General features: G+C 61.2%; 21 protein-coding genes. 1 reads left to right on the top strand and 20 read right to left on the bottom strand.

Translation table 11 applies throughout. From position 1 onward, the window contains the following. Window positions 1–93 precede the first annotated feature (93 nt). From E6C55_RS24215 to E6C55_RS24205, 3 genes are all read right to left on the bottom strand, one after another. Window positions 94–1,743, bottom strand: a complete 1,650-nt coding sequence (locus tag E6C55_RS24215; RefSeq protein WP_168735855.1) for a helix-turn-helix domain-containing protein — start codon at window positions 1,741–1,743, stop codon at window positions 94–96. Between the two features lie 105 nt (window positions 1,744–1,848). Beyond that, complete coding sequence (locus E6C55_RS24210) at window positions 1,849–2,901, bottom strand: ABC transporter substrate-binding protein (RefSeq protein WP_230986837.1); 1,053 nt, start codon at window positions 2,899–2,901, stop codon at window positions 1,849–1,851. A 173-nt stretch (window positions 2,902–3,074) separates the two neighbouring features. Further along, on the bottom strand, window positions 3,075–4,028 hold the full coding sequence (locus E6C55_RS24205; RefSeq protein WP_136372453.1) for an ATP-dependent DNA ligase: 954 nt from the start codon (window positions 4,026–4,028) through the stop codon (window positions 3,075–3,077). 74 nt (window positions 4,029–4,102) lie between these two features. On the opposite strand from E6C55_RS24205, the gene ligD reads away from it, so the two are divergent. Further along, window positions 4,103–5,011, top strand: coding sequence for a non-homologous end-joining DNA ligase (gene ligD / locus E6C55_RS24200; protein ID WP_136372404.1), 909 nt, complete (start codon window positions 4,103–4,105; stop codon window positions 5,009–5,011). A gap of 30 nt (window positions 5,012–5,041) precedes the next feature. On the opposite strand, the gene cls is transcribed toward ligD, so the two are convergent. From cls to cps2T, 17 genes are all read right to left on the bottom strand, one after another. After that, window positions 5,042–6,472: a cardiolipin synthase gene (cls, locus tag E6C55_RS24195; protein ID WP_136372403.1), complete on the bottom strand. Its 1,431-nt coding sequence runs from the start codon at window positions 6,470–6,472 to the stop codon at window positions 5,042–5,044. Between the two features lie 603 nt (window positions 6,473–7,075). Further along, entirely contained in the window at window positions 7,076–7,882 is an 807-nt protein-coding gene (locus tag E6C55_RS24190) for an ABC transporter permease (protein ID WP_136372402.1), read from the bottom strand. Continuing rightward, a complete protein-coding gene (locus E6C55_RS24185) occupies window positions 7,875–8,795 on the bottom strand; it encodes an ABC transporter ATP-binding protein (protein ID WP_136372401.1) in 921 nt (306 codons plus the stop codon). Before E6C55_RS24185 ends, E6C55_RS24190 begins: the two co-directional genes overlap by 8 nt. A 242-nt stretch (window positions 8,796–9,037) precedes the next feature. Further along, window positions 9,038–9,238, bottom strand: coding sequence for a hypothetical protein (locus E6C55_RS24180; RefSeq protein ID WP_136372400.1), 201 nt, complete (start codon window positions 9,236–9,238; stop codon window positions 9,038–9,040). Window positions 9,239–9,280: 42 nt separating this feature from the next. Beyond that, window positions 9,281–9,784 (bottom strand): DUF1854 domain-containing protein, encoded by a 504-nt coding sequence (locus E6C55_RS24175; protein WP_136372399.1) that lies wholly within the window; start codon window positions 9,782–9,784, stop codon window positions 9,281–9,283. After that, on the bottom strand, window positions 9,785–12,007 hold the full coding sequence (locus tag E6C55_RS24170; protein ID WP_136372398.1) for an ABC transporter ATP-binding protein: 2,223 nt from the start codon (window positions 12,005–12,007) through the stop codon (window positions 9,785–9,787). It lies immediately after the preceding gene. Window positions 12,008–12,026: 19 nt separating this feature from the next. Further along, window positions 12,027–12,530: a S24/S26 family peptidase gene (locus E6C55_RS24165; RefSeq protein ID WP_136372397.1), complete on the bottom strand. Its 504-nt coding sequence runs from the start codon at window positions 12,528–12,530 to the stop codon at window positions 12,027–12,029. Further along, window positions 12,520–12,786, bottom strand: a complete 267-nt coding sequence (locus tag E6C55_RS24160) for a PqqD family protein (protein ID WP_168735854.1) — start codon at window positions 12,784–12,786, stop codon at window positions 12,520–12,522. The genes E6C55_RS24165 and E6C55_RS24160 overlap by 11 nt, the downstream gene beginning before the upstream one ends. Then, window positions 12,783–13,583 (bottom strand): hypothetical protein, encoded by an 801-nt coding sequence (locus tag E6C55_RS24155; RefSeq protein ID WP_136372395.1) that lies wholly within the window; start codon window positions 13,581–13,583, stop codon window positions 12,783–12,785. The genes E6C55_RS24160 and E6C55_RS24155 overlap by 4 nt, the downstream gene beginning before the upstream one ends. A 110-nt stretch (window positions 13,584–13,693) precedes the next feature. Next, complete coding sequence (locus tag E6C55_RS24150) at window positions 13,694–13,885, bottom strand: hypothetical protein (RefSeq protein WP_136372394.1); 192 nt, start codon at window positions 13,883–13,885, stop codon at window positions 13,694–13,696. After that, a complete protein-coding gene (locus E6C55_RS24145; RefSeq protein WP_168735853.1) occupies window positions 13,882–14,418 on the bottom strand; it encodes a VanZ family protein in 537 nt (178 codons plus the stop codon). The genes E6C55_RS24150 and E6C55_RS24145 overlap by 4 nt, the downstream gene beginning before the upstream one ends. Window positions 14,419–14,420: 2 nt before the next feature. Continuing rightward, a complete protein-coding gene (locus E6C55_RS24140; RefSeq protein WP_230986836.1) occupies window positions 14,421–15,419 on the bottom strand; it encodes an LCP family glycopolymer transferase in 999 nt (332 codons plus the stop codon). Next, window positions 15,416–16,582 carry a nucleotidyltransferase domain-containing protein gene (locus E6C55_RS24135; protein ID WP_168735852.1) on the bottom strand — a complete coding sequence of 389 codons (1,167 nt, stop codon included), beginning with the start codon at window positions 16,580–16,582 and terminating at the stop codon, window positions 15,416–15,418. Before E6C55_RS24135 ends, E6C55_RS24140 begins: the two co-directional genes overlap by 4 nt. Further along, window positions 16,576–17,466, bottom strand: a complete 891-nt coding sequence (gene rfbD, locus E6C55_RS24130; RefSeq protein WP_136372391.1) for a dTDP-4-dehydrorhamnose reductase — start codon at window positions 17,464–17,466, stop codon at window positions 16,576–16,578. The genes E6C55_RS24135 and rfbD overlap by 7 nt, the downstream gene beginning before the upstream one ends. Beyond that, complete coding sequence (gene rfbB / locus E6C55_RS24125; RefSeq protein ID WP_136372390.1) at window positions 17,456–18,445, bottom strand: dTDP-glucose 4,6-dehydratase; 990 nt, start codon at window positions 18,443–18,445, stop codon at window positions 17,456–17,458. The genes rfbD and rfbB overlap by 11 nt, the downstream gene beginning before the upstream one ends. 31 nt (window positions 18,446–18,476) lie before the next feature. Then, window positions 18,477–19,370 carry a glucose-1-phosphate thymidylyltransferase RfbA gene (rfbA, locus tag E6C55_RS24120; RefSeq protein WP_136372389.1) on the bottom strand — a complete coding sequence of 298 codons (894 nt, stop codon included), beginning with the start codon at window positions 19,368–19,370 and terminating at the stop codon, window positions 18,477–18,479. Further along, window positions 19,279–20,562: a beta 1-4 rhamnosyltransferase Cps2T gene (gene cps2T / locus E6C55_RS24115; protein ID WP_136372388.1), complete on the bottom strand. Its 1,284-nt coding sequence runs from the start codon at window positions 20,560–20,562 to the stop codon at window positions 19,279–19,281. Before cps2T ends, rfbA begins: the two co-directional genes overlap by 92 nt. Window positions 20,563–20,583: the final 21 nt, after the last annotated feature.

Genomic DNA, 20,583 nt, shown 5'->3' with positions numbered 1-20,583 from the left:
TGCGCTTATCTGTTCCTATTGTATGCGGGATGCCGTCGCTTGGAAGCCTTTGCACCGAATATGCCGGGCAAACTCCCTTCCGCTTCAAGCGGCTTACTTCAGCAGCCGGACCATGTCGTCCAGCTTGCGGCTGTTCGCGATATAGCCTTGGTTCATCCAGACCATAAAGTCGACCTCGAACGCTCCGCCGCTTCGCACCGTCGGAATCGCACGCCAGCCGGGCGTCAGCAATTGCCTCCGCTCCAGCCCTTCGCCCTGCTCATGCCACTTGTCGAACGTATAGAAGATATAGTCCGCGTCCAGCTCGGCCAGCCATTCGGCGGAGACCGCTTCCCGTCCGGCCTTGAAGATCAACTCGCGCACCAGCGGATGCGGCTCGAGCCCGAGATCCCCGTTCAGGAACGGCGTCGAGTACTCCCGGTCCACGCTGATCTCCCCCGCCGTCAGCCGCAAGCAGGCGTACGTTCGGTTGCGGAGCGGGGCGGACAGCAGGCGCTGCGTCTCCTCGAGCTTGCGATCGTACCTGGCAATCGCTTGCTCCGCCTGCTCCTCCCTGCCGAGCAGGCTCCCCAGACTGCGAAGGGTCAGCTTCCATTCCCGTGTCCGATGCGCCAGCGGATACGTCTGCGCGATCCGTTCGTACTGCTCCAACGGATGGTTGCCCAAGCCGTTCGCTTCGCTCTTGGCAATAATCAGATCGGGCTCGAACCTCGCAAGCGAGTCCGGCTCGTCCCGCAGCACGTCGAAGGTAGGAACGCCGGCGAGCCCCAGATGCTCCTGCGTGCCCCATGCCGGGTGCGCCCATTGCACAATCGGCGTAATCCCCAGACACAGCAGGCTGTCTTCCATGAACAGAGCCGTAACGCGAGGCTGCCTGCGGGTCTGACTCCGATAGCGGCCGGGCGCCATTCCGACAGACTGCTTAAATCGCCGATTGAAATAAAACTCGCTGGCGAACCCGACCTGGGACGCAATCTCGTGAATTCGGTCGTTCGTCTCCCGCAGCAGCAGCTTCGCCCGGTCGATGCGCAAGCCGTTTACGTATTCGAGCGGAATTTGTCCGGTCAGCTCCTTGAACAGCTTGGAGTAATGACCGGCGGGAACGCGTGCGTCGGCAGCCAGTTGGCTGACCGTCAGCGACTCCATGTAACGATCCTTCAGCCTCTCGATCGTCAACCCGACCGCACGGCGAACATCGGAAGCCGATTCCGCGCTCCCTCCCCCGTTCTGCTCGATCAGGCAGCGGAGCAGCTCTTCGAACCGGACATGATGCAGATAGCGCTTCGCTTCATCCGCCTCCTCGCCGCTGCGAATGACGGACTCGCACACCTCGAGACAGCGCGAGAACGGAATGCATGCCAACGGACCGGAAGGAACGATCGAAGGCACGCTTCCGGCAGGCGCAGCGACAGCCCCGCCCGCTTCGAGCGCGGGAACGGGGATCGCCGAGAACGTCAGCCGATAGTAGGCGAAGATGGCGGAAGCCGCGTGAAGCGTGACGCGCTGGCCGGGCTCCGCCGCCAGCAAGCCGTTCTTCCCGAGCGCATAGGTCAAGCCGTCCACGCGCGCCCTTCCTTCTCCTTCCGCGACGGCCAAGAGAACGTAGCTCCCCCCCGCCGCGATGTCCGTCTCAGCGTCTCCGTACGTCTCTTCCCGGCGGCAATCGCGGATCACATACAATGCCGAAGGATAGGGAGGATTGCGCCGCTCTGCCCGTGCCCCCAGCTCGATCGATTTCTCCATCCTCCGCCCCCCTGCGATAGTGATAATTATTATCATTATACCATATCGCAACAAAAAGAACCCTTCAAACGAAAGGTTCTCCCTGCTTCTTAACCCTCTATCTCCTTAAGCGCCGAACAGCTTCAGCAAGTCGTCGATCTTCATCGAATTGGCCGTAATCGCGCCGGACTGCCAGTGGGACCTCTCGACCCGGTACACGTGGCCGTTCTTGACCGCCGGTACGTTCTTCCAGAGCGGGCTGTCCAGCAGCTCGATCGCCGACTGGTTCTCCTTGGACGTCCATGTGCCGTTCGATGGGAAAATAATCATATGCTCGACGTCAAACTCCGGAATCTTCTCCTGCGAGATGGCCTCGTGCCCGTCAATGCCGACCGACCACGGATGCGGCGTCAGGCCGAGATCCTTGAACAGCATGCCGGTGTAGGCGTTCGTGTCCGAGAATAGGCGCAGATCGGGCTTGTCGCCGACATCGAGCCGAACGACCGCGACCGTCTGATCGCCCACGGCCGCCTGGAGGCGGGACTTGGCGTCCGCAACCTTGGCGTCGTATGCCGCCAGCACGGCATCCGCCTTGTCCGGAATGCCGAGCACATCCGCAACAGCCTTCAGCGTCTGCACCGCGTCTCCTCTCATGGAATCGGGAATGCGATAGGTCGGCGCAATCTTCGAATACATCTCGTACTGGGCCTCGTTGATTCCCGGGTCGACGATGATCAGGTCGAGATCGTAGGCGATGAGCGCCTCCATCTCCCCCGTAATATCGAACGTCGGAACGTCGTCAAGCCCCAGGTAATCCTGCTTGCCCCAGGACGGATGGTACCATTGCACGACTGGCGCAACGCCGAGCGCAAGCATGTAATCCTCGAGATAGATGCCGGCTACCCGCTCGGGATGAACCGGAATCTCCACCGTGCCGAAGCCGTCTTCCACCGTTCTGGTGCCGCTCTCGGCCGAAGCCGAAGCCGAGGCCGTCGCCGCAGCGGATTCGTCCGAAGCGGCTGCCGCACTCGGACTTGCCGCCGGACTCGCCGACTCCGCGTTGCCGTTATTGCCGTTATTGCCGCAGCCGACCAGTGCGATCGCCAAGATCAGGATAACCGCCAAGACGCTGAACATCCCTCTGCTGCTGTTGCTTCCCGTGCCCTTCATGCCCTTCATTCCGTTCTCTCCCCCGCTTCGATTACGAGACAACGACCGCCCCACAACTGAGAATCGTTATCATTTCGTTCGTTGCTATTATAGCCCCCTCTTCTCGGGTGCGACAATGCACATTCACCTTCGTTTTTTTGTCCATTCTCGAACGAGGCGGGAGCGAGCGCGGGATTCCTCCGTCAGCCGGAGTACGGAGTCTGGGCAAGCAGGCAGCCTGCGGGCTCCATTCCTTCCATGACGGCCTGAATGACGGGCTGCCGCATCGTTCCTCCCTGCGTCCACTCCAGGAACGATACTTTAACGACAAGGGTCGGTTCGATCCAGACCGCGTCCGGCACCCGGTCCGGCTTGCGGGAGAACGGCATCCGAGCCGTCTGTGTCAGGGAAGCCAGCATGTCGACCTGCGCCCACTGCTCGGAGGTCAGGCTGCCGCCTCCCGCCTTCCCGATGAAGACGAACGAGCCGTCCGCCGCGTAGAGGCCGAGAAGCAGCGCATTCACTCTGCCGTCCCGGTACGTGACTCCTCCCGCTGCTGCGTAGAGGTCGAATCCGAGCTTTATTTTCACCCAGCGGCCGTCCTTGCCTCCCGGAGCATACTCGCTGTCCAGGCTCTTCGCGACGATCCCTTCCATTCCCCTGGCCTTCATCGCGTGCAACAGCGCCTCGCCGTCCGGGAACGAATCCGTCACCTGAATGAGCGGCCCCGGCTTCACGACCGAGTTCAGCAGCCGCTGCCTCTGCTCCAACGTGCAGCCCGTTGTCCACTCCCCGTCGCAATACACAATATCGAACGCCATGTAGACGACCGGAATTCGCCGCACCGCCGCCTCGATGCCGCTTGCCCGCCGCAATCCGTCGCGCCTCATGACCTCGGGGAAGGAAGGCTTGCTCTCGTCGAATGCGATCATCTCCCCGTCGAGGATGAAGGACGTCCCGCCCGAAGACGGAGACGCATGTCGGAACTCGGGATACTGGGCGGTGCGCTCGCTGCGCTTGCGGTTGAACAGCCGCACATCGCCGCCGTCCCGGTGCAGGAGCATCCGGACGCCGTCCCACTTGATCTGGTAAATCCATCTGTCCCCGGTCGGGATGCGGTCCGACAGAATCGGCTCGAACGGAACGATCGGCCCCATATTCACTCGCTTCATCTCCTTGTCATGGGGAATGCTAACCTCATCTAATCCATCGCAGAAGGAGTTCGATGTCCATGCCCGCAACAGCCTCGCCGCCGATCACGATCAAGCTTGGAGAGCTTGAGCTTAACGTCACCCACCCGGACAAGCTTCTGTGGCCCGATGTCGGAATCACGAAGCTGACGTATGTCCGCAAGCTTGCCGAGCTCGCAGATTCGCTGCTGCCGCACGCCTCGGGGCGCTATCTCACCACAATCCGGTACCCCGAGGGCATTCAAGGCATCTCCTTCTATCAGAAAAACATTCCCCCAAACGCCCCCGCCTACGTGCCCCATTCAGAAAACGACGGAATTCGGTACATTCGGCTCGATTCGCTTCCCGCTCTGCTCTGGCTTGGCAGCCAATATGCGCTTGAGTTCCATGCCTCGTGCGAGCGAATCGGCGAACCGCTGCCGGATCGGTGGATGCTCGACATCGACCCGAGCCTTGAGGAAGAACCGCGGCTGATGGAAGCCGTGTCGCTTGTGCTGGAGTTGCTCGACTCGCTCGGGCTGTCGGCCGTTCCGAAGACATCCGGGGCGACCGGCGTCCAGATCGTCATGCCGATCGAGCCGGGGCCGACGTACGACGAGCTGCGGGAATTCGGCAAGTTCGTCAGCGAATACCTCGCGGCTTCGCACCCGAAGCTGTTCACGGTGGAGCGGCTGAAGCGGAATCGCGGCACGCTTGTCTACCTGGATTACTTGCAGTTCTATCCGGGCCGCACGCTCATTGCCGCCTACTCCCCGCGGGCCCGTCCCGGCGCCCCCGTCTCCGCCCCGCTGACCCGGGAGGAAGTGCGGAGCAATGCGCATCCCCGCGACTTCCACCTGCTGAACATGCCCGAACGCATTCGCCGGCTCGGCGACTTGATCGGCCAACATCCGAAGCAGCCGCTCGGCCAAGTGCTCGGTCAGGTGCTTCGGATGCTTCCCCGCCGGTAACTGGTCGGGGGAGCGACAGGAGGAGATGCGCTACAGCAGCGGCGACAGCATCCGCGAGATCGACTCGCCGAGCCTTCTCGCAACCGACCTGCGGCGGAACGACTCCAGCTCCATCTCGGTGCCGTCGGCCTCGTCCCTGCGGAAGTCTTCCTCGAGCCTGGCGATGGCGGAAGGATGGAACAGAATCGCGTTCGTCTCGAAGTTGCTGTAGAAGCTCCGCAGATCCATGTTCGCCGTGCCGAGAATCGCCAGCAATTCATCCACGATAATGACCTTGGCATGGACGAAGCCGGTGTCATAACGCCAGACGCGAATGCCGGCGGCCAGCATCTCTTCCATGAAGCTCAGCGTGGAGGCGTGAACAAGCCATGTATCGGGGACATACGGGATGATCATCCTCACGTCCAATCCGCTTCTCGCCGCGGACTTAAGCGCGGTGCGGATGCCGGGACTCGGGATGAAGTACGGCGTGGTGACCCAGATCCGGCTCTTCGCGGCGGCGATCGCCGCGAAGAGCGTGTCGTGAATCGTATCGCCATGACTGTCCGGCCCGCCCGCGACAATCTGGACCGCCTCCTCGCCGGAGCAGTTGTGCTCGGGGAACAGTCCCGGCTCCTCAATCGGCTCGCCTCCGGAAGCGATCTCCCAATCCTTCAGGAAAATCTCCTGAAGCGAATAGACCGAGTCTCCTTCCAGCTTCAGATGGGTGTCGCGCCAGAAGCCGAGACGGGGATCGCCGCCCAAGTATTCGTCGCCGATGTTTATGCCGCCGACGAAGCCTTGAATCCCGTCGGTCACAAGAATTTTGCGGTGGTTGCGATAATTGATCCGCTTGCGCAGGAAGGAAGGCTTCAGCGGGAAGAAGCAGGCAATGCTGACGCCCGCTTCCCGGAGGGGGCGCAAGTACTTCTCCGTCAGCTTGTGGCTGCCGATCCCATCGTACAGCAGGCGCACCTTGACCCCCTTGCGCGCCTGGTCGACGAGCTCCTGCCGGAACAGCCGCCCCGTCGTATCGTCCCGGACGATATACGACGCGATATGAATCGTCCGCTTCGCCTGCCGAATCGCCTCAAGCATCGACTCGTACGTTGCGGCCGCGTTCGTCAGCACCTCGCAGCGGTTGCGCAGCAGAATCGGCGCGGACCCGGCACGAACCAATGCCCGGAACAGACGGTTCTGGTCGCTCCACTGCGGATTCTGAATATCGGAGGGCTTGCCTCCGATGCGACCGAGCTCAAGCCGTCCCTCCTGGACGCGCCCCTCCACGGTAAGGCTTCTTCGCGCCTTGCGCTGCCTGCGATACTCCCGCGCCAGGAAGTAATAGAGCGCGAAGCCGACGACCGGAACGACAAGCAGAATGAACAGCCAGGCGACCGCATGCGCCGGGCGGCGATGCTCAAGCGCGAGCACCGTCGCCGCCTGGAATAGGATTAGAAGCAAAATAACGACGATCCATGCCATGCCAGCACCTCTTCGAATGACGTCCTCCTCGGCCCCAATAATCTAGCTTGCGCGAACGAGGATCAGCTCATACCCGAGCTGTGCGAAGAATACCGCCGCATATACAAGGGCGGGGATGCTGGAGTCGGGGAGGCTGGGAGGCGGGAGGGGGAGACCGCTCTGACGCTCCGTGCGGCCCCTTTGATCCGACGATGGATGCCAATGAGCTATTTGGCTCGATTGAGGCGGCTAAGGAGGTTGATGCGATTGAGCGGCTAGGTTTGATGGGTTGTTGGGGTTGTTGGGGTTGTTGGGGTTGTTGGGGTTCGCTCGATTGACGAGAATGAGGCGGTCGACGTATTTTTATGTGGTTTTTCACATTCGTTGGCATGAATTCGCACGAATCGAGCCGTTTTATGTGATTTTTAGCATACATCCAGCAGCTTCGATCGGAATTTGCGCCATATATGCGATTTTTCACATTCGTTTCGCCTCGTGGCCCCTTTTCGCTCGAACGAATGCGGTTTTTCACATATAATCGTCCAACCTAGACGCGCAAACATCAACAAAGCCTCCCGAACAAGGGAGGCCTTGAGGAACCTGGAGCCGAGGTGTGTCCAACAATCAAGCCGCTACATCGCGCTTGACGAACACCAGCCACGAGATCAGATTCAGGACGATGAAGTACCCCGCGAGCACCGCCAGCGAGAAGCCGAGCGTCATGTCCTGGTTCGGCAGCGGCGTCGAGCCGTTCAAGTACGAGGTGACGTCGATGTTCGCGAACAGGACGTACTTCACCCACGCCTTGTCGGTCAGGCTCAGCAGGCCGGTGATGATGCTGCCCGAGAAGAGCACGAAGATCGACAGGCCGATCGCGAGACCGCCGCTGCGGAACGCCGACGACAGCATGAACGCAACCGCGATGATCATGAGCTGCGCGATGAACAGGTACAGGTACATGAGACCGACGTACCCCCATACGGAATGACCGGCGAGCGGCGAGCCGGACGGAATGATGCCCGAAGCGTCGGAATTGACGCCGAACAGCAGCGCGTTGATCCCCCAGGTCACGACGAACAGCAGCACCATCTGAACGACAGCGAACAGCAGCAGCGCAACGAACTTGGAGAGAAGAATCATCGAGCGGCTCCAAGGCCGGATCAGCAGCAGCTTGATCGTACCGGTCGAGAACTCGCCGGCCACGGAGTCCGCCGCCTTCACGACGGTGAAGATCGTGATGAGCTGATACAGAATCGTTGTCTCGAGCGTCATCATCTCCCAGTTGTTCGCGTCGAATTCGCCGCTCGCAATGATGTAGATGATGGAGATCGCAATCGGCGCGAGGGCGACGAAGCCCAGCATGATCCACGCCCGGATGCGGCGGTAAATCTTCATGTTCTCGTTCTGGACGAGGTTCCAGAAGTTAGCCAATCGTCTCGCCTCCCGTAACTTCGAGGAATTGGTCCTCGAGCGATTTGGTCCGAGTCCGGATGCCGTACACCTTGAATCCGGCTTCCACCAGAATCCGGTTGGCGTCGGCGATCTGCTCGCGGGTAGCGGTAATGACCAGACTTCCGTCCTCAAGCTTGCCGTCTCCGCGGCCTTCGAGCACGCCAAGCGCGTTCTCCGGATGATCGACGTCGAATACCGCGATCTGCTCCTCGCCCGTCTTGTTCGCCGGCCCGCGGATCGAGCGGATGTCGATGAGCTTGCCCTTCTGCAGAATCGCGACGCGGTCGCACATCAGCTCCATCTCGGACAGAAGGTGGCTTGAGACGAACACGGCCGTGCCTTCCTCGCGGGACAGCCGGCGAAGGTAATCGCGCAGCTCGCGAATGCCCGCCGGGTCGAGTCCGTTCGTAGGCTCGTCCAGAATGAGCAGCTTCGGGCGATGCATGACGGCCTGGGCGACCCCAAGCCGCTGGCGCATCCCGAGCGAGTACTTCTTGACCTTGTCGTGGATTCGGCCATCGAGACCGACAAGCTTCACGACCTCGTCGATTCGTTCCTTCGTGACCGACGGGTTCATGCGCGCGTAATGGACGAGGTTCTGATACCCCGTTAAGTACTTGTACATCTCCGGGTTCTCGACGATTGCGCCGACCTGCGCGGCCGATGCCGCATAGCTCGTCTTCACGCTGTGACCGCCGATTGTGATGTCTCCCGCTGTAAGCGCCATCAGACCGACCATCATCCGGATCGTCGTTGTCTTGCCCGAGCCGTTCGGCCCCAGGAAGCCGAATACTTCCCCCGGACTAATCTCCAAGGAGACGCGATCGATAATCGTGCGGCCTCCGATCTTCTTCGTTACGTCCTGCAGAATCGCGGCAGGTGCTTGAGACATGAATTCCCCTCCATCGCCAATATGTGGAGCAACCAACCTTATCATTATACCATTCTTGCTGTTGTCGCCCTTGATTTTTATGTAAAATTTAGCATGCAATCGGATCAAGCGGCCTGAGCCGGGCCGCGCGAGGAGGAAGGATGGCAGATCTTGGCGGGGAATCGGGGGTCTTGTCTTGGGCCGGAGGGAGGGCAGGAAGAGAGTCAATTGGCAGAAAAGCGCTGGAGCTCATTGGAGCAACGTTATTTCGAAGGCGAGACCGTGTCGGATAGCGGGATTTCCCTCGAATCTTCCGGTCGGCGGCTCGAGCGCTCCTGGCATTCCCGGCAGCAGCCGAGCGGGTGGCGGGTGCGGTAGAACCCCGTCTTGAAGACGACCGCCGACTGTTTAATCTCCTTCAGCCGCTCGCAGAACAAACAATAGAACTGATGGGATGCAACCATTTTTGGGGGGCCTCCTCTTCTTGATCTTGCAGCGGCTTGATCCTACAGCCACTTGGCGAGCTTCCTGCGGGTCTTGCGGTCGACCATCCTGTCGCTTGCCAGCACGTACATCTGCTCGTCCCGATCGACAACGAGCCGGTCGCCGCCGGGAAGCTCCGCGACGGTCTCGTACAGAGGTCCGGTCGTGAACCGAATGCCCCCGGCGTCCGTCTCGACCGCCCAATTGAAGCTGCCCAGGCGGCGGCGGAGCGAGATCAGCTTCGTGATCCGCGGCAGGAACGGGCTGAGCCGAAGCTCATCGATCAAGGCGGCCAGACTGACCGGCTCCATGTCGTCAAGCGACCGCAGCACTCCCCACTCGTTCCCGCTGCGGTCGCCGACCCATATGGCGCTGTTCGGATGAGAGAGGGGGAACAGCCGGCGCACCGTCACTCCTCCGCACAGCGAACGCCATTCGGCCCGCAGCCCGCCCCCCTCCTCCTTGCGGAAGCGGATGCTGTCCGGAGAGATCCAGCTTCTCTCCGGCAGGCTTGTCGTCGAGCTCATCTACATTCCTCCCGCTTCCAGAAGTTGGCGGTACAGGCCGCCTCTCGCGGCAAGCTCCTCGTGGGTGCCAAGCTCGACGAGCCGCCCCTTGTCGAGCACCGCGATCCGGTCCGCCCCGCGGATCGTGGACAAGCGATGGGCGATCGCAATCGTTGTCCTGCCCTCGCAGAGATAGTCGATCGCGGCCTGGATGTCGCGTTCCGTCTCCTGATCGACGGAGGAGGTCGCTTCGTCCAGCAGCAGAACCGCCGGGTTCAGCAGCAGCGTCCGCGCGATCGAGATTCGCTGCTTCTCGCCTCCGGACAGCCGCACCCCGCGCTCGCCGACCCTCGTATCGTATCCGTATGGCAGACGCTCGATGAAGGCGCTGGCTCGGGCCAGCCGGGCGGCCTCCATAATTCGCTCAGGCGTGGCGTCCTCGACTCCGTAAGCGATATTGTCCGCAATCGTCCCGTCGAACAGGAACGATTCCTGGAACACAATCCCTACATGACGCCGCAGGCCGGCCGGCTCCGCGCTCCTCAGATCGACGCCGCCGATTCGGATGCTGCCCGCATCCGGATCGTAGAAGCGGCCGAGAAGCTGCAGCAGCGTCGACTTGCCGGCTCCCGTGGGCCCCGTAATCCCCAGCTTCTCCCCCGGCCGTACGGTCAGGCGGATGTCATGGAGAATCTCCCTCCCCTTCTCGTATCCGAACGACACTCCCTCGAATGCGATGTCGCTCCCGTCCTTCGGCAGAGGCGTCGGGACTCCCTCGACCGGCAGCTCGTCCTCGCCGCCCAGCAAGTCGAAGATTCGGTCGGCCGCGGCGATCGATGCGTTCGCCTGGCCGGCCAGGTTCATGTTCCATTGCAGTTGGCCGAGCAGCATCGCCAGATACGTCGTGAAGGCGACAAGCGTGCCGAGGCTCGCCGTTCCCTCGATGACGAACCTTCCGCCGATCAGCCAGACCGCGGCGACGCCGCCGGACACCGCCAGATTGATGCCCGGCTGAAGCCACTGCAGCAGACGCTGCTGATCGATGGCCCGGCGAACGGATTCCTCGTTATATCGTTCAAAGCGTCTCTTCTCTTCCTCTTCGCGATGGAAAGCTTTAATGACGCGAATGCCTTGAAGAGCTTCGCCTATATATTTCTGAAGCCAATACTGCGTATTCCAGGTCCGATTCGAGAGCGATCGAATTTTCGGCCACAGCCAGAAGACAACGAGCGCGCATACCGGGAGCAGGACCAGAACTCCCAGGGCAAGCCGCCAATCGATGGCGAACAGAATTGCGAATACGGCGGCCGTGAACACGACTGCGGCCGCAAGCTGCGAGATGCCTTCGCTGAGGAATCCCTGAACCCAAGCGGTATCGTTCTGAATGCGGCCGATGAACGGCGCCGTTGCCCGCTGTTCGTAGTAGCGAACGGGCAGCTTCATCAGCTTGTCGAACATGTCCTTGCGAATGTGACTCATCATCCGGTTGCCGATCGTAATCGAGATGGACGATCGCCATACCCGGAAGCCGGCCTGCAGCGCGTAGACCGCCGCCAGCAGCGCGACGATGCCGCCGAACCTCGACATCGATGCGCGCATCACCCCTTCGTCGATCATCAGCTTCATCAGATAGGGGGGAAGCGTCTCCAGGCCGACGCCGACGAGCAGCGCCGCGACGGAGAGCGCGATCGCCTTGCGATGCGGAGCCGCATAGCTCAGCAAGCCGTACAGAGCCTTGACCCTTCGCCTCCAGGTCAGCTTCTCTCCGGCCCCCTCGAGCCCGGACGAGCGTTCCCCGAACGTCCGCTTCTCCGCAAGCGCAAGCGGCGGCTCCGCCCATGAATTCGGCGAGGCCGAGACCCAGCGCTCGATCATGTCCCGCAGCTCTGCCAGGCTGCCGAGCCCCGCGAGCGGGCACATCGCCAACCGGACGACTCCCCCGTCCTGCCTCGTCAGCTCCAGCCAGGCTCCGCCGCCGGTCTCGCGAATCGTCGCCTCGGCCGTCTGATGACGGTCTATCCTCTTCAGGCAAGCGCCGTCCCCGTCCCGAATCTCCAGCCGGGACACCAGGAGCGCAATCGTTCTCCGTTCCATCCGGCCGGTCTCCGACATCGGAGAGCTCCAACTGCCCAGCAGCACCTCCCCCTCTTCCGCTTCACGGCCCTCATGACCTTCATGGCCTTCGCGGCCTTCGCGAGCCTCGCTCGCCTCCGCCAGCGGCAGGGAACCGGTCAAAGGCGCCATCTTCGTTGTCCCCCTTCCCTCATCGTACCGACCTCACCGTTCCTGCCGCCGCTTCGGAATCCGGAACCGCAGCCGCAGCGCCCGCCCGCTTCGCCTTCAACCGGGAAGCATGCGCCGTGAGCTTGAGCAGCTTCGGATACCGTATCGACCACCTCGCCCACAAGCGCCTCAGCAGCTTTTGCTCCGCGTGAATTCGGCCTCCCCGCTTCACCTCGGACAGCACTCCGACAATCCGCTCTTCCCCCACGGGACCGTCCATGCCGAAGTTGCCGTCGCCCCGCAGCCAATAGCGAAGCTCGTCGTTCCAAGGCTCCGTCCGATGAAGCCGATGCGAGAGCAGAACGCCGTCGTCGCTGACGAACAGACCGACTTCTCCGGGAGCGAGCCGCCCCCGTACCGGAACGAACCGGCACTCGTCGCCAGGCAGAATGTACGGGTACATGCTCAGGCCCGAGGCCGGCAGAACAACCTCCCGCTTCGCTTGCATCAAGCCGCGGAACGTCTTGAGCAGCTCATCCCGCACGCTTGATCAGTCCGATGCTCGACATCTGATCGATGAAGCCCGCGATGTCCGCGCCCACCTGAGCGGCATCGACTCCCTCGTATTCCGCGACCATGCGCTGAACCAGCTCTTCCACCGTCAGACCGCCCTCGAGCTGCTGCCAGATCCAGCCCGCCGAGCCGTTAAGCTTCGTCACCGCGAACGTCAGTTGGTTCAGAATGATAATCTCCCCGTCAAGCTCCAGCACTTCCGCCTCTTGCAGCCTCTCCAGCCTCATGAGATCGCCTCCCAGAATCGATCGTTCTTCTGGAACTCCAACTCGTACACCGGAATTCGTTCCACCAGCGCCCGACATTGACGGATGAGTCCGAGCGACTCGTCCCTCTCGAAGCGCCAGAATACAATTTTGTCGAACAAGGAGAGCATCGCCGCGCTCTTCGACATCAGATGCTGCTCGACGTTCGGCGACTGCTTGATCAGGTAGATCCCCTTAAGCGGGACGGGCCCCGCGCGGTAAGGCTCCTTGAAGTCGTTGCGGAACGGAGAATCGTGAATCAGCACCCGTCCGTCCTCGCACAGCTCCACCAGCGCCGTCTCGTCGGCCATAATCGGCCTCGGACGCGACATCGAAGCGATCGTCGTCTTGCCGGCGCCGGAATATCCCGAGAATATATAGGCTTGTCCGTCCTGAACGATGCAGGAGGAATGAATCAGCATTCCCCAATTCAGGCGGGCAAGGATTCGGCTTAACCAGTTGAGCAGCCCCGTTCGCAGACCGAAGTAGTCGTGGAAGCGCAGGCTCGCCGTCTTCAGATCCGCTTCGGATTCAAGCCGGAAGTCGGCTCTCGTCACCTTGATGCCGCCATCCCCGTCCTTCTCGTAAGCAACCGGAGTCACTTCGTCGTAGCTCTCTCCGTATCCGTCCTCGATCTTCAGCGTATAATCCGGCACCATCCCGGAATCCGCAGCCAGGTGCGAATCCCCGATCGTATACCCGACGCAGGACGCCGTGCGTTCGTTCGCCAACTGCAGCTTGACCAGCACGCTGCCGATTCGTTGCCATCTCTCGATCACGAGTGTTCCTCCTATGCGCTGCATTGCGGAAGAGAGAGCATGCTCTCTCTTCCGTTCTGCCATGCGTGCTTGCCTCGCAATGCCGACATGCGGAACCGTCCGGCGCGAGCTTAACGGCCTCCATGGCCTCCGCCGCCTCCGCCGTGTCCCGGACCGCCGCCTCCGTGGCCCGAACCTCCCCAACCGCCGCCTGGGCCTCCCCAGCCGCCGCCCGGCCATCCGGGATTGCCCGACGGGTTGGAATGGCCTTCGAAGACGACCGTCTGATGAACCAGCACTTCCGGCTTTACATAGATTCTCAACTTGTATCACCTCGCTTTACTGTTTCCATTCTATGATACAATCTGTATCTAGTCAACACAATATGTAGCAAATTTAGCACTTGTACCGACATAAATCCCATTAAACCTCCGACAATATCGATGCCGACATCGCTCGGAAGAGAATATCGCCCCGCTACATGGGACTGATTCCACTCGTCCAGAGAAGCCGTCAGCGCCACCGCCGCCATGACGAGGACGAGCAGCCGCCCGCCCCTCACTCTCGCGCCGAGGAGCAGGCTCCAGCCTGCGGCCAGCACCCCGTACATGAACAGATGAGCCCCCTTGCGGAAAATAAACTCGACGAACTGGAACGGATCGCGCTGCGTCGATAGGGTCGTGTCATTGTAGGTGATGGCGAGGTCCGGCATCGCCTGCAGCAGGCCGCTGTCCCCCAGCTTCTCATGCAGCAGCGGCTGAATGGATTGCTTCTCGTAGGGCTCGGAGGAGAAGACGAAGATCAGGCAGGTCCATAGAACAACCGCCAACGCCCGGAGGAAGGTCGTCCGGCTCATCGTCATCCCTCCGTGAAGTTCGTTAGCAGCTGCTGCTTCATGGCCTCATGAATGCGGTCTCGCTCCGTCTGATCGACAATATAGTAGTAGATGCCGCCGATCATCGTGCCTTGGCCTTGAACGAAGGTGCTCTCGATGTCGTTCAGGTTCTTCCTGTACTTAAGCACGAGATCCTGCAGCTCGCCGAACGCCAGGTTCGTCCGCACATGGTCCCCGATCGCATGGAGAATGGACGGCAGCGAACTCGTGTTGGTCCACTTCGTCGCCCGCCTGATGACGTCCTGAACGACCTGCTTCTGCCTGTCGTTGCGCCCGAAGTCGCCCCTCGGATCGTCATAGCGCATGCGGGAGAACTTGAGCGCCTGATCCCCGTTCAGATGCTGAAGCCCTTCCGGGAACGTCTCTCCTTCGTAATCGAACTCGAACGGATTGTCCACGTTGACTCCATCCAGCGTATCGACGATAAGCTTGAAGCCCTCCATGTTCACTTCCACGTAGTAGTCGATCGGCATATCGATGAATTTCTCGACGGTCGCGAGAGAGCCCTCGATGCCATTGTAGGCGTAGGCATGATTGATTTTGTCCTCGGTTCCCCGCAGCGCGAGCTCTGTGCGCGTATCTCGCGGAATGTTGAACATGAACACTTTCTTGCTGGCCGGATTGACCGTCATCACCATGATCGTGTCCGATCGGCCTCTGTCGTTCTGCCGCTCGTCGACTCCAAGCAGCAGGACGGAGAACGGGTTCAGCTTCTCGGTCTCGACCGGAGCGGCCGCGGCCGGAACATCCTTGTCGCTGCTCACGTAGCGCGGCCGGTCCGACGGCAGCGGTTGATAAATCTCGCTCGCGGTCTCCTTCACCGACCAATAAAAATAGCCGGCAACGCCAACGCTGCCGACCGCCAGCAAGACAATGACCGAGAGGCTGATCCACAGCCATCGCCTTCCCTTGCCCTTCCCCCTGCTCTTAATGCTGCCGTTGCCGCTCTTCATTCTCTTCATCGCTTGTCGTCCCCTTGAAGCAGGATGCCGGAAGCGGGCGCGCTCCCGGTTCTATGGCCTCTCATCAGCCAGAATCGTCCCAGCCATCTCGCGTACAACTGGAAGCCGGAGTCCGTCTCCGGGCGCCCGAGATAGACGCGGATCATCTCCGGATGCGGGAACACGGACCTCCAGAGGAACAGCGCCCGATGGCTCGGAAGGTCCAGCTTGCCCATGGCGAACAGAGACTGGTAGACGTAATAAGTGACGCCCTTGAAGCGGTAATGCCGGTAATCCTCGTCCTTCTTCGCCGCCAGCTCCTGATCCCAAGGGAACCAGGTTCTCAGCGCGCCGAAAGTCTTCAGGCGGGAGAGATGCGGCAGCTCGCGGTAAGCGACGGACAGGGCCATGACGACCATGCCGTATAGCTGATCCTCCCGTGCGCGCTGCAGCAGACTCTCGTAGCTGATCTGCGGACCGAAGAGATGGATCATTCTGGCGATATCCAGCACATGCTTCAGAGAGGACATGTGATGCTTCGCCCCATGCAGGCACATCGTGTAGAACAGGTCCGGCGCGGACAGCTCCCGAATGTGCTCGTAGGAGCCGAGCGGCTTGGAATGCTCCCAGAGACGGGAGCATTCCATCCGGCAATAATCCGTCTGAATCACATGCCAATGCAGTTCCACGAAGATCGGACTCTGCGTGCCCGGGTTCCTCTTGCCGAACATGCGGTGATAGGAGTTATGCCTCTCGATATCCGCATTCTCGAAGCCGAGCGAATAGAGAAGCTTCGAAGCGTCCTCCAACTGCTCTTCCCGGACGAGCAGGTCGATATCGGCCGTCGGACGGACTCCCATGCTCCCGTAGAGCCGTTCGGAGAGCCAGATCCCCTTAAGCGCGATAGTGGGAATCCCCTCCCGCTCCAGCCCCTCCAGAATCCGGTCCGCATGGCTCTTGACCAGCAGGTTCCCGTATGCGCTGAAGTCCCTCATCTTCTCCAGGCCTTCGCGGTAGAAGTCCGGAACCTCGTGCAGACTGCCGTTCTCCTTCAGAATCTGATAGATCGGACCCGCGACTCCTTGCCGCCCGATCTCTTCCAGCGACGCTTGGAAGTCCCGCTCCGCCTTGAGCAGCGGCGTTCGACGGCTATAGGATCTCTCTAGCAGCTCGATGGTCAGCATTCGATCGGCCTCGATTCCCGTCTGAGAAGACGTTGGCGATACAGGAACTCCTTCAGCGCATCCTCCCATGCCCTCATCGGCGGGAAGCCGTTGATCCGGAGCGCCATCGAATCCAGCACCGAATAAGCCGGCCGTGCGGCCGGTCGCTTGAACTGCTCCGACGTGACCGCGGACAGGTCGGCGGAGATTCCCGTCAGCCCGAAGATCCGCTCCGCGAACTCGTACCAGGAGCAAGCTCCCGAATTCGCCGCATGGTACGTCCCGTACTTGTCCGTCCGGAGCAGCCGGACGATCGTCTCCGCCACATCCGCGGCATAGGTCGGGCAGCCGATCTGGTCGCCGACAACGCGGATCGGCTCTCCCTTCTCCGCCAGCTTCAGCATCGTCCTCACGAAGTTCGGGCCGTGCTCCCCGTACAGCCAGGAGGTCCGCACAATGAAGAGCTCCTCAAGCAATCCCGCCGCCATCCATTCGCCGGCCCGCTTCGAGTCCCCGTACACATTGACGGGGCTCGTCTCCTCGTATTCGCAATAAGGCGTACCGCTCGTCCCGGGGAACACATAATCCGTGCTGACGTACACCATCTTCGCTCCGACCTCCGCCGCCGCCAGAGCGACGTTGCGCGCTCCGATCGCATTCACCCGGAATGCGGCATCCGGCTCCGCCTCCGCCTGATCGACCTTCGTATAGGCGGCCGCATGGACGACAGCCTCCGGACGAGTCTCGCGGAACCGCGCGAGCACGGCCTCCAGGTCCGTCACATCAAGAGCGGCCCGGTCCCACGCGAGCGTCTGCTCCGCATGAAGCTCCAGCGCCTTCACCATCTCGAAGCCGAGCATTCCTCCCGCTCCCGTCACCGCTGCTTTCCCTATTTTAGGCGCCATACGACCTCTCCCCGGCTTTGCTCTTCTGCCACCACTCCCGGTTCCGAACGAACCAATCGACCGTCTCCGCCAGCCCCTCCTCCAGGAAGACCGTCGGCTCCCAGCCGAGCTCCCTGCGAATCTTCGTCGCGTCGATCGCGTAGCGGCGGTCATGGCCGAGCCGATCGGCCACGTGCGTGATGAGGCTCTCCGGCTTGCCCAGGCGCTTCAGCACGGCCTTCACAATATCGAGATTCGTTCGTTCGTTGCGGCCGCCGACATTGTACACCTCGCCCGGTCTGCCTTCATGCAGCACGAGGTCGATCGCCCTCGCATGGTCGCGCACGTGCAGCCAGTCGCGAACGTAGAGGCCGTCGCCGTACACCGGAATCGGCTTGTCCTCCATCGCGTTCGTAATCAAGAGGGGAATCAGCTTCTCCGGAAAATGATACGGGCCGTAATTGTTCGAGCAGCGAGTAATATTGACGTTCATCCCGTAGGTCTCGCCGTAGGCGCGAACAAGCAGGTCGGCGCCTGCTTTGCTCGCGGAATAAGGGCTGTTCGGCGCGAGCGGCGTGTCCTCGGTGAAGAACCCGCTCTCGCCGAGAGTGCCGTACACCTCGTCCGTCGAGATCTGCACGTACTTCTTCACGCCCGCCTCGCGGGAGGCTTCGAGCAGCGTCTGCGTGCCGAGCACGTTCGTCCGCACGAACACCGCTGCGTCCTCGATGCTGCGGTCCACGTGGGACTCGGCCGCGAAGTTGACGACGGCATCGAAGCCGCCTTCGCCGATCAGCCTTGCGACAAGCTCCTTGTCCGCGATATCGCCGCGGACGAACGAATAGGCGGCGTTCCCGGCGAGCTCCGTCAAGTTGGCAAGATTGCCCGCATAGGTCAGCTTGTCGAGATTCACCAAGCTATATTCCGGGTGCTTGGCGATCATATAACGGATGAACTGGCTCCCGATAAACCCCGCTCCTCCGGTCACTAGCAGCTTCATCGATTCGTCTCCTTTGTCCACATTAAGGTAGTCAGACATAAGCTCTGGCGTGAAGCGGCCGCCGCGACGCAAGCCGGAGCAGGTATTGACCGTACTCGTTCTTGGCCATCGGCTTCGCCAGCTCCCTGACCTGGTCGGCGTCGATATAGCCGCATAAGTAGGCGATCTCCTCCAGACAGGCGATCTTCAGGCTCTGGCGCTTCTCGATCGTCTCGATGAATTGCGACGCTTCGAGCAGCGACTCGTGCGTCCCGGAGTCGAGCCACGTGTAGCCTCTTCCGAGCAGTTCCACCCGCAGATCTCCCCGCTGCAGATACGCCTTGTTCACGTCGGTAATCTCCAGCTCGCCGCGGGCGGACGGCTTGATGCTCCGAACGATGTCCGCCACGCGGTTGTCGTACAGGTACAGCCCCGTCACCGCGTATTGGGACGTCGGCTTGTTCGGCTTCTCCTCGATCGACAGCACCCGGCCGTCCGGATCGAAGTCGACGACCCCGAAGCGCTCCGGGTCCTTCACCGCATAGCCGAACACCGTCGCTCCCCGGTTGCGCCGAATGGCATTGTGGAGCAGCTCGGTCAGACCGTGCCCGTGGAACAGATTGTCTCCCAGAATAAGCGCGACGCTGTCGCCGCCGATGAAGCGCTCCCCGATGACGAACGCCTGCGCGATGCCGTCCGGCGAAGGCTGATCTTCGTAGCTGAGGGAGATTCCCCACTGCGAGCCGTCGCCGAGAAGCTGCTCGAACCTCGGCAGGTCCTGGGGAGTCGAGATGATGAGGATGTCCCGGATGCCTGCGAGCATCAGCACGGACAACGGGTAATAAATCATCGGTTTATCGTAGATCGGCAGCAGTTGCTTCGACACGGACTTCGTCAGCGGGTACAGCCTCGTCCCGCTTCCTCCGGCCAGCAAAATTCCTCTCAAGCAAGCTCGCCTCCTTCTCCTTCGCATTCTCGGTGAACGGTTGATGGAAATACTGTTCGTACTGATGAACGATGCTGTCCCAGTCGTATTCGTCCGCGATGCGCTGCTTCGCCTTGTGCTGCAAGTAATGAACGAAGCTCTCGTTCATCGCGTCCATGCCGTGGATCAGGTTCCGCAGCGAGCCTTCGTTCGCCTTGAAGTAGACCGCTCCGTCTCCGCCGACCTCCAGATTGAAGACGACCTTCAGCAGCAGGTTCACCTTCGTCGCGGCCAGCGCCTCGAGCAGGGACGGATTCGTCCCGCCGACCTCATGCCCGTGAATGTAGCCGTACGCCGTCTCGCGGATTTTCTTCAGCAGCTCCTGATCGTAAACCGTGCCGACGAACTTGATGCGAGGATCGCTCTCGAAGCCGGTCCGCTTGCGGATCGCCTCGTAGAACGAGTTATGCTCCACGTTCGAGATGATGACCAGGTCCCGCTTCGAGGAGGATTGCATGAACTCGCGAATAACGAGCTCGTAGTTGTTCTCCGGAACGAACCTCCCGACCATCAAGTAGAAGCCGCTTCGCTTCAGTCTATGCAGGTTCATCCAGAGAAGCAGCGAGTCCGCATCGTCGGGGAGCCTCGACGGGGTCCGATCCGCACCGTAGGAGATATACTCCGTGACCGGCCGGTACGCCGAATACTCCTCGCGGATAAATCCTTCGATCGCCCGCGAGTCGCAGATCACCCGGTCCGCGTGTTTGATCGTCAGCCGCTCCGACAGCTTCCAGTACCGCTTGATCGCCGCATTCCACTTGCTTCGCTTCCATTCCTGGCCGTCCGGGTTCACGCAGAGCGGAACCCCGAGCTTCTCGAGCTGCCGCTTGCACAAGGGCAAGAACGGCCCGATGCGGCACGCCAGCAGGTAGATGGCGCAGTCCGTCAGACCGTTCTTGCGGATATAGCGTATGGTTCTTCTTAAGGCGAGAACATCGTACAGGACCGCTCTCGCCGGGCCGATCTTCGGTACCGCGACGTGGAAGCATCTCGCTCCGTTATGCTCGGTTTCCCGGTTCTTCGTATCCAGGCACGCCACATGGTAACGCAGCTCCGGGCTTCTCCTGCGGGCCGTGAGCTGGTCGACGAACGTCTCGAAGCCCCCATACCGTGCCGGAATCCCCTTGGAGCCCAGGATAAAGATGTGTCTCATCTTGCACCTTCTCTCTTAAAT

It is taken from the genome of Cohnella fermenti (genome assembly GCF_004801405.1).
GTDB classification, from domain to species: Bacteria; Bacillota; Bacilli; order Paenibacillales; family Paenibacillaceae; genus Cohnella; species Cohnella fermenti.
This window is presented reverse-complemented; position numbering and strand designations above follow the sequence as displayed.